This window comes from Microvirga sp. HBU67558 (genome assembly GCF_018069605.1).
GTDB classification, from domain to species: domain Bacteria; phylum Pseudomonadota; class Alphaproteobacteria; order Rhizobiales; family Beijerinckiaceae; genus Microvirga; species Microvirga terrae.
This window is the reverse complement of the sequence record NZ_JAGPUP010000406.1, coordinates 1-8,364: the sequence shown is the minus strand read 5'-3', so window position 1 is coordinate 8,364 and position 8,364 is coordinate 1. Positions and strand designations below refer to the sequence as shown.

4 protein-coding genes and 3 pseudogenes are annotated in these 8,364 nt (G+C 60.7%); 4 read left to right on the top strand and 3 right to left on the bottom strand.

Annotated elements, in window-relative coordinates; all coding sequences use genetic code 11:
• The 4 genes and pseudogenes from KBI52_RS03270 to KBI52_RS03255 all read left to right on the top strand — a co-directional run.
• A partial coding sequence (locus KBI52_RS03270) for a transposase (RefSeq protein ID WP_210805270.1) occupies positions 1–409 on the top strand: 409 nt, incomplete at its 5' end.
• A 357-nt stretch (positions 410–766) separates the two neighbouring features.
• Positions 767–2,103, top strand: a pseudogene (locus KBI52_RS03265) (ISNCY family transposase).
• 1,343 nt (positions 2,104–3,446) lie between these two features.
• Positions 3,447–4,802 (top strand): dicarboxylate/amino acid:cation symporter, encoded by a 1,356-nt coding sequence (locus KBI52_RS03260; protein ID WP_210805268.1) that lies wholly within the window; start codon positions 3,447–3,449, stop codon positions 4,800–4,802.
• A 549-nt stretch (positions 4,803–5,351) separates the two neighbouring features.
• Positions 5,352–5,696 (top strand): hypothetical protein, encoded by a 345-nt coding sequence (locus KBI52_RS03255; protein WP_210805266.1) that lies wholly within the window; start codon positions 5,352–5,354, stop codon positions 5,694–5,696.
• 19 nt (positions 5,697–5,715) lie between these two features.
• Here the strand turns inward: KBI52_RS03255 and KBI52_RS03250 are convergent.
• The 3 genes and pseudogenes from KBI52_RS03250 to KBI52_RS03240 all read right to left on the bottom strand — a co-directional run.
• A pseudogene (locus KBI52_RS03250) lies at positions 5,716–6,603 on the bottom strand (IS3 family transposase); the annotation flags it as partial.
• 263 nt (positions 6,604–6,866) lie between these two features.
• On the bottom strand, positions 6,867–7,922 hold the full coding sequence (locus tag KBI52_RS03245) for an IS110 family transposase (RefSeq protein ID WP_210805264.1): 1,056 nt from the start codon (positions 7,920–7,922) through the stop codon (positions 6,867–6,869).
• Between the two features lie 74 nt (positions 7,923–7,996).
• Positions 7,997–8,260, bottom strand: a pseudogene (locus KBI52_RS03240) (transposase); the annotation flags it as partial.
• Positions 8,261–8,364: the final 104 nt, after the last annotated feature.

The following is an 8,364-nucleotide window of genomic DNA, read 5'->3' as shown; positions in this document are numbered from 1 at the left end:
CATCGTGGCGATTACGCCGGACGGACAGCTGTATGCGCGCCATTTCCGCACCTCCATCTCGAGCCGCTGTGTCATTCAGGCCCTGCGCTTCTTCCGCCGCAAGGTCGGTGCGCCCCTGCTGGTGGTCTGGGATCAGCTCAATGCCCACCGCTCACGGGCGACAAGGGACTTCATCTCAGCGCATACGCAGGATTATGCAGTGGCGTACTTGCCGGCCTATGCGCCAGAGCTGAACCCAGAGGAGCAGTGCAACGCCATCGTCAAGGGGGCCATGGCAAACGCGCCGCCCGACTCAGTCGATGAGCTGCATCGGCTCGCCCGTCGCGAGTTCGGCCGCCTCAAACGTCACCCCGAGATGATCGTCAGCTTCTTCCGTCATGCAGGCGTCTCCGCTATCGGCATCCCGTGAAGATCATTAGATGAATTTTTCATGAGACCTGTTGCGGGCTGAAATCTTGCGGTAGCGACCCGCGCCGAGAAGGGCATTCTGCTTAACCCATCTCGCCTGACGGGGCTCAGTAGTCTGCACGACGGTGTGGTATGCCTTCCGGCACATTTTGCCTTTGATCGGACCGCATGCGGCACCAGGACCACCGCGGCTCGCTTCAGATTGCAGGCGATTGCCGCTAGCCTAGTTTTCATCCACAAACGGCAAACGTTTGACTTCATTACGTGAATCATAGCTTTGCGCGAGCAAGGCCCGGCGGTTTCAGGTATCTTGGATCATGCCACTGAGCCCAAAGCCCTGCCACCGCCGGAGCCGACAATGCGCCAGGAACGCACCGTCCAAGCCAGCATATTCGATCGTTTCGCCACGCACGAGATCGGCTGCGAGTTGAAGGCAATGTCGCAATGGCTGGATGAGCATTGCGATCTGCTGAGCGTGGTGGCGCGAGACCTGTGTCGGGGCGGCATCAAAGCGACAGGACGGCAAGGCCTGCCCGCTGAAGCCGTGCTGCGCTGTGCGATCCTCAAGCAGTACCGGCAACTCAGCTATCAGGAGTTGGCCTTCCACCTTGAGGACTCCGCTTCGTTTCGCGCTTTTGCCCGCCTGCCGTGGTCGTGGAGCCCGCAGAAGTCGGTGCTGCAAAAGACGATCAGTGCAATCCGGTCCGAGACCTGGGAGCAGATCAATCGGGCCCTGCTGTCGGTCGCTCGGCAGGTGAAGCTCGAAGACGGCGCGGTGGTCCGGCTGGACAGCACGGTGACCGCGGCCCTCATGCACGAGCCGAGCGACAGCAGCCTGCTGTGGGATGCCGTGCGGATTATGGCGCGCCTTCTGAAGCGAGCCGATTTCTTGGTCGGCGGCGCCGGCTCATGGCGCGATCATGGCCGCGCGGCCAAGAAGCGGGCCCGCAAGATCCAGTTCACGCGCAGTTGACCCAATCGGGTCCAACTCTACCGCGAGCTGATCGCCATCACGCGCACGACCCTGGCCGATCTGGAGCAGGCGAGCGAGCGTTTGGCGGTGGCAAGCACGCCGCCCATCGCCCTGTGGCAAGTTCAGGTTCGTCATTATCGGCCGCTGATCGAACGCATCATCAGACAGAGCGAGCGGCGGGTGTTGGCAGGTGAGCCGGTCCCCGCCGGCGGGAGGGTGGTGAGCCTGTTCGAAGAGCATGCCGATATCATCGTCAAGGGCAGCCGCGACACCGAGTACGGCCACAAACTCAACCTGACCACCGGCAGGAGTGGCATGATCCTCGATCTGGTGATCGAAGCCGGTAACCCGGCCGACAGCGACCGCTTGCTGCCGATGCTGGCGCGCCACATCGCCTTCTATGGCCAAGCGCCCCGGAAAGCGGCAGCCGATGGCGGCTTTGCCACGCGCAACAACCTGGCCACAGCGAAGGCGTGGGGCGCCCGCGACATGGCCTTCCACAAGAAAGCCGGCCTCAGAATCGAGGCCATGGTCAGAAGCAAGTGGTCTATCGCAAGCTGCGCAACTTTCGCGCCGGCATCGAAGCCGGCATCTCGTGCCTCAAACGCGCCTACGGCTTGGCGCGTTGCACCTGGCGCGGCCTTGATCACTTCAAAGCTTATGTCTGGTCCTCGGTCGTGGCCTACAACCTCGTTCTCTTCACTCGCCTCACAGCGACCTGAACCGAGCCGGCATCCCGATTGCGTCACGCCGGCCACAGTCGGCCCTCGGGACGAGCGCCTAACCGCGCCCACGACACCATTTTTGTAAACACTCAGCGCTCTTCACCCTGCCTAGCCTCGTCAAAGCCGCTCCAACTCGGCACAACCTATTGTGCATGCTCCGAAATGCGCACGTTTATGGACGGAAACCAGCCTAGTCTGCAGGGCCGCTATCGCCAGTCCGAGATAGCGCAGGCGTCGTGGGTCGTAGCTATGTTTCCAGGCGCCGAAGATCTTCTCGATCCGGCAGCGCAGATAATGAATGTGATGGTACTAAATCCGCAGCTTGCGTTAGGAATCGGCACTAAGCTGACCCCACGCGCCTGTCTGGACCATGCGCGGGTATCCGCCCTCCGAGCCGCACCGTAGAGGCAAAAGGTGTTCCGCGCTACGCACTGTCCGCGGAAACGGCGCCGGGGTCATACAGCGGGACGTTTTCGCCAGCACGCCCGTTGTTGACGTCGTCGGGTGTCACCTTCTAGACCCTCAACGAGACGCGGCTCGACATCCGCCGCGACATGAATTTTGAAGCCGTAGATCAAATTGCTTCATCTGGGTCAAGCCCGGGCACCCTCCTCGTCCAAGTGCGCGGTCGAAGCAATCAAAGTTGCATCCATTGCACCTGATACCAACAACGTTCCGCCACCAAACAGCCAAGATGCCAAGGAGGTGCTGATCCAGCAAGGACCGTTCGACCACCTCCGATAGACGATCCGGCGAGCAACGATGGGGTACGGGATCTGCAATGAACTTCGTGTCCAATCCGACTGCGTGCGATGGAACCGCCACCGTCATGCCCCGCGGCTCCATCTGATCACCAAAGCAGCCACAGGTCGGGGTACCCGCGCACGGGTCTCATTTGTCTTAGTTCAGCCCTGCTTCTTTCAGCGGATACGACCGAGGTTTCATATGCCATTCGGCGACCGCGTCACGGAGTGCGAACAAAACGACAAGCCAGAGAGTTTGACCGCCGGCCGATCTGCCTGGAAACAGCAATCGGGCGCGCCGGAGCGAGCCCTTGTCAAGGCTGTATTCTGCCATCGCGTTCTCCAGACTGATTGTTGACGAACTTGAGGGACCTTGGTGCGGATTGTCGCCAGGGGGGAGGCAGAGAGTGCCGAAATCCGCACAAGCGTACTGCGCTGCGCTTCCGAAATGCCTGAGAACCCGGCGGTTCGCTTGTTGTGTGTTTTGGCACGGCTCTTGCAATTGGAATCGCAGCCGCGTTCGACCGGAGCGCCGCAACAGGAGAAGCCCGGGAAGGGACGAAGAGCCCGCCCCGATCAGGTTAGGGAGAGAACTTTATGCTTACCCCACAAGCCCAAAGCGCCAACCTTGTGCCTCGCAAGCGTTTCTATGCCCAGCTTTACGTGCAGGTGCTTGCCGCAATCACCCTCGGCGTCGCACTCGGCCATTTCTATCCAGGCGTTGGTGAAAACATGAAGCCTCTCGGCGATGCCTTCATCAAGCTCGTCAAGATGATTATCGCGCCCGTTATCTTTCTGACCGTTACGACCGGCATTGCTGGCATGAACGATCCCCATAAGGCGGGCCGGGTTGTTGGCAAGGCGATGGTCTATTTCGTCACGTTCTCAACGCTCGCCCTGATCGTCGGCCTCATTGTCGCCAATGTCGTTCAGCCTGGCGCCGGCCTCAACATCAATCCGGCTTCACTTGATGTCCAAGCCGTGAGTACTTATGCCGCCCAGGCCCACGCGCGATCGGTGACGGCTTTCCTAATGAATATCATCCCGGGAACGATTGTTGGGGCCTTTGCGGAAGGCGACATCCTGCAGGTACTGTTCTTCTCGGCCCTCTTCGGTATAGCGTTGGCCATGGTTGGAGAGACGGGCAAGCCGGTCGTTGACCTCCTTGAGGCCCTCACCGCGCCCATCTTCAAGCTCGTCAGCATCCTGATGAAGGCCGCACCGATCGGCGCTTTCGGCGCGATGGCCTTTACCATAGGCAAGTATGGTATCGGCTCTGTGATCAACCTCGCGTTGCTGGTCGGGACATTTTATATCACGGCCTTCTTCTTCGTATTCGGGGTTCTAGGTGCGGTTTGCCGTTACAATGGCTTCTCGATCTTTTCTCTCGTCCGTTACATCAAGGAAGAGCTGCTGCTAGTCCTCGGAACATCTTCCTCGGAGGCCGCGCTCCCATCACTCATGGAAAAAATGGAAAAGGCTGGTGCCAAGCGTTCCGTCGTGGGCCTCATCATTCCGACTGGGTATTCCTTCAACCTGGACGGCACCAACATCTACATGACGCTCGCCGCTCTTTTTATCGCCCAAGCGACGAACGTGGATCTCTCAATTAGCGATCAGGTTCTCCTGCTGCTCGTTGCGATGCTTTCCTCGAAGGGCGCAGCAGGTGTGACGGGGGCCGGCTTCATCACACTCGCCGCTACGCTCTCCGTCGTCCCGAGCGTTCCCGTTGCTGGCATGGCTCTGATCCTAGGCGTTGACCGCTTCATGTCAGAATGCAGGGCACTAACGAATTTGATCGGTAACGCGGTGGCGTCGCTCGTGGTAGCTCGCTGGGAGGGAGAATTGGATCAAGCGCAGTTAGAGTCTGCATTGTGTGGCCGTCAGCCTGCCGAGCCAGTAACAGGCCAACCAACGATCGTACACACGCCGAGGAAGGTCGCAGCATCGTGACCTGTTCAATCCACAGGCATGCTATAAGCACTGCACGATCGACGTGCAGGCGCCAAAGATAACCTCGTGAACTGATAACTACAAAAGCGCAAAATGCCGTGAGCCCAAGATCGTGGGTGCTTCGGAACACTGGTACGTCAACATGCTGAGCAAGCTTGGAGATGATGTTCGAGGCAGAGACTCGTTTCTGAAGGATGGCGAACACTTCATTAACTCAGGAGGGTCCCCACGGGCCACACACGTTTTAATGGAAGAGTTTCAGGAGGAGGCAGTCCTGCGCGCTCTGACAGGCCGTCGCAGCCTGATCGAGAAAGACTTCTCAGCCGAGGGCCCGAGCCGGAAACAGCGGCGGATATCTCTTACGCGTCGACGACTGGGGGCGGCTGTGTCTGGCCGTGATCCGGGACCCGTTCGCTCGGCTGACCGTAGGTTGGATCGCCAGCGACTGTCTGCACCAGGAACTTGCGCTGTAAGCGATCCGCGTCGTTTTAGACATGGAGGCCTCGCGCCATGACACACGCAAGCGACGTCAACAGTCGAGCCACATAGTTGGACGATCTCATCCCCCGGATTACCGCCAGTCCGGCGGCATCGAACCACGCCGGCCTTTGGCATGAACGAAGGCTGGATATGAAACTCCCAGTTTGCGCCGTTCATCGGCCGGTGGGGCAATGGAGCATGTCCAAACTCTTCATATGGCTCATGTCCTCCATAGGCCTGACCTTCTTCCTTGCCGGTATCGTGAATGGCATGACTGGCATGGGCCCGCCGACCATGGCCACCGGGGTGCTCGGAGCTATCATTGCGCCGGTCGCGGCCGCTGCGCTCCTGATCGTGCCGTCCTTGATCGTCCGTACAATGGTGCTAAGTTCCTTTTGGAGTTGCTTCGCTTAAGTGGAGAGCGGTTTGGTAGCTATCTAGCCAGCCTTTCGAACTGAACAGGACTGAGGTAGTCGAGCGTCGAATGACCCCGGACGGGATTGTAGAAGCCGTCGATGCAACGGCCGATCGCCTGCTTGGCCTCGGCCCTCGTCTGGAAGACCGTGCGCCAGACCAGTTCGGATTTCAATGTCTTGAAGAAGGTCTCGACCACCGAATTGTCATAACAGTTCCCTTTCCCCGACATCGAGATCCGGATGCCGTGTTTCCTCAACTCGGCCTGGTAGGCTGTTGAGCAATATTGACTGCCGCGGTCCGCGTGATGCGTGAGCCCCTCACCGGGTCTTCGGATCGCCAGAGCCTTGCGCAGCGCCTCGAGCGCCAGTTCCTTGTGGAGGCTGTCACTGACCGCCCAGCCGACCACCCGCCGGGCAAACAGGTCCAAGATCACGGCCAGATAGAGCCAGCCCTCGTTCGTCCATACGTACGAGATGTCTGCGGCCCATTTCTCGTTTGGACGCCCGGCCGAGAAGTCCTGCTCGAGGAGATTGGGCGCAGCCGGGAAGGCGTGATGGCTGTCGGTGGTGCGCGTGAACCGGCGCTTCTGTCGGGCCTTGAGGCCGTTCTCGCGCATCAGCCGGGCGGTCCGGCGCCGACCAACCTCCAAGCCCTCATCCTGCAGCTCGCGGGTCATCCGCGGGCTGCCGTAGGTCTCATGCGAGAGGGCAAAGGCCGAGCGGATGTGGGCCAGCAAGATCAGGTCCTCCCGTTGGCGTGGGCTCGCTGGACGAGATCGCCAGGCGAAGTAGCCGCTCGGGCTCACTTGGAGAACCTGGCACAGGCGCGTGACGGGGAAGCTCTCTTTCGCCACATCGATGAACTGAAACTTCATCGACTTCCCTCCTTGGCGAAAAAATCTATGGACCGGCCGTGCGTTGCAAGAGGGCTGCTTCAGATTGGATGAGAGACGGTTTGCATCAATCTATCCGGCCTCTGGGTGGAGCACCTGCTCCGGGCCATCATGGAAATCCGCGCGCACTGGGCCTTTTTAGCGGTGAGACCTCAACGGGCCATTTTTTCGCTCAGGCTTCCAGTGCGCAGGGCGACCGTTCATCCATCCTGTCACATCCTTCCCGCAAACCTCGGGGGAACTCGATAGCCGAAACGCCTGTCATGAACGCGGCCTTACGGCACTTGGGTGGCAATCCCCACGTCATAGCCCCTTTCGCGATACAACACGCTCCAGGCGATGCGCGCCAACTTGTTGGCCAACGCGGCAGCCAGCACATTCCGGTGCAGCCTAGTCCCCGCGGCTGTCAACCAGTCTCCAAAGCGGTGTCTTTGCCAGTTGTGTGGGTGCTGCAGAATAGCTTGCGCGCCGCCCACGAACAGGGTGCGCAAGTAGCGGTTCCCACGCTTGGAGAGTCCGCCCAGGATGGTGCGATTGCCAGTTGAGATCTGCTTCGGCACCAGCCCCAGCCAAGCGGCGAAGTCGCGGCCTTTGGCGAACGCGGCTCCGGTGCCGACCGCCGCCACCATGGCGCTGGCGGTGATCACCCCGATGCCTGGGATATCCATTAACCGCCGGCAGCCCACGTCCTCTCGCGCCAGGGCCGTGATGTCCCGGGTGAGCGTCTCGATGCGTTCGTCCAACTGCCGCCAATCCTCCGATAGATCCTCGATCAGGTGGATCATCCGCGGCGAGAGCACGTCCGTGCGTTGAGACAGAAGGGTGGGAAGGGCCTCGCGCAAGCCCGCAAGCCCCTGACGCACCGGAAGGCCGCATTCGAGCAGGAAGGCGCGGATCTGGTTGATCACCGCCGTGCGCTGGCCGATCCGGCGGCGGCGCACCCGGTGCAGGGCTTGCAGATCAAGTTGCTCGGCCGACTTCAGCGGCACCGGCCGCATGGTCGGGCGCTGGACCGCCTCGGCAATGGCCTCGGCATCGCGGTAGTCGTTTTTGTGTCCTTTGAGGAACGGCTTCACGTACTGGACCGGCAGCAGGCGCACGTCATGGCCGAGGGCAGCGAGTTGGCGCCCAACATGATGAGCCCCGGCGCAAGCCTCCATTCCGATCAGACACGCCGGCAGGTTGGCCATGCAGGATTGCAGCTGCCCGCGCGAGACCTTCCGGCGCAGCAGGATCCTGCCGCGGGCATCCATGCCGATCAGGTGGAAAGTGTTCTTACCAAGGTCGATCCCGATGGTGGCGACGGCCTCAGTCGTGGTCTGATGTGACATGGCATGGCTCCTTCGCTGCAGGATAATCCCGCCCTTCCATGCTCCACCCGGGAGCACGGCCGGTCCATGCCATTAGCCGTAGCCTTTTTCAGGATCTCGCGTTCCTGGCGCAGGATCTCGTTCTCGCGCCGCAGCCGTTTCAACTCGGCCGCCATGTCCTCCTGCCGCTCTTCAGGCGGATCATCGATCTGGCGCTCGCGGCGGCGGTCGATCCAGTGGCGCAGAGTCGACAGGCCGACCCCGAGATCCGCGGCAATCGCCCGTCGGCTGCGGCCGCTGGTCAGAGCAAGCCGCACAGCCTCATCCTGAAACTCTTTCGTAAAGCGTGTCTGGGACATGGAGATCCTCCTGGGCTATAAGAGTGCTCTCCATCTTTCCGATACTGCTGGCGAATTCATCATGCTGGGACGGGAACCATCATGAGCTTGGTGAAGGCGGATTG

What these genes read in the sequence shown, in the direction of transcription:
- KBI52_RS03260 (WP_210805268.1), top strand. Translation starts at nt 3,447, where the DNA reads ATGCTTACCCCACAAGCCCAAAGCGCCAACCTTGTGCCTCGCAAGCGT.
- KBI52_RS03245 (WP_210805264.1), bottom strand. Translation starts at nt 7,922, where the DNA reads ATGTCACATCAGACCACGACTGAGGCCGTCGCCACCATCGGGATCGAC.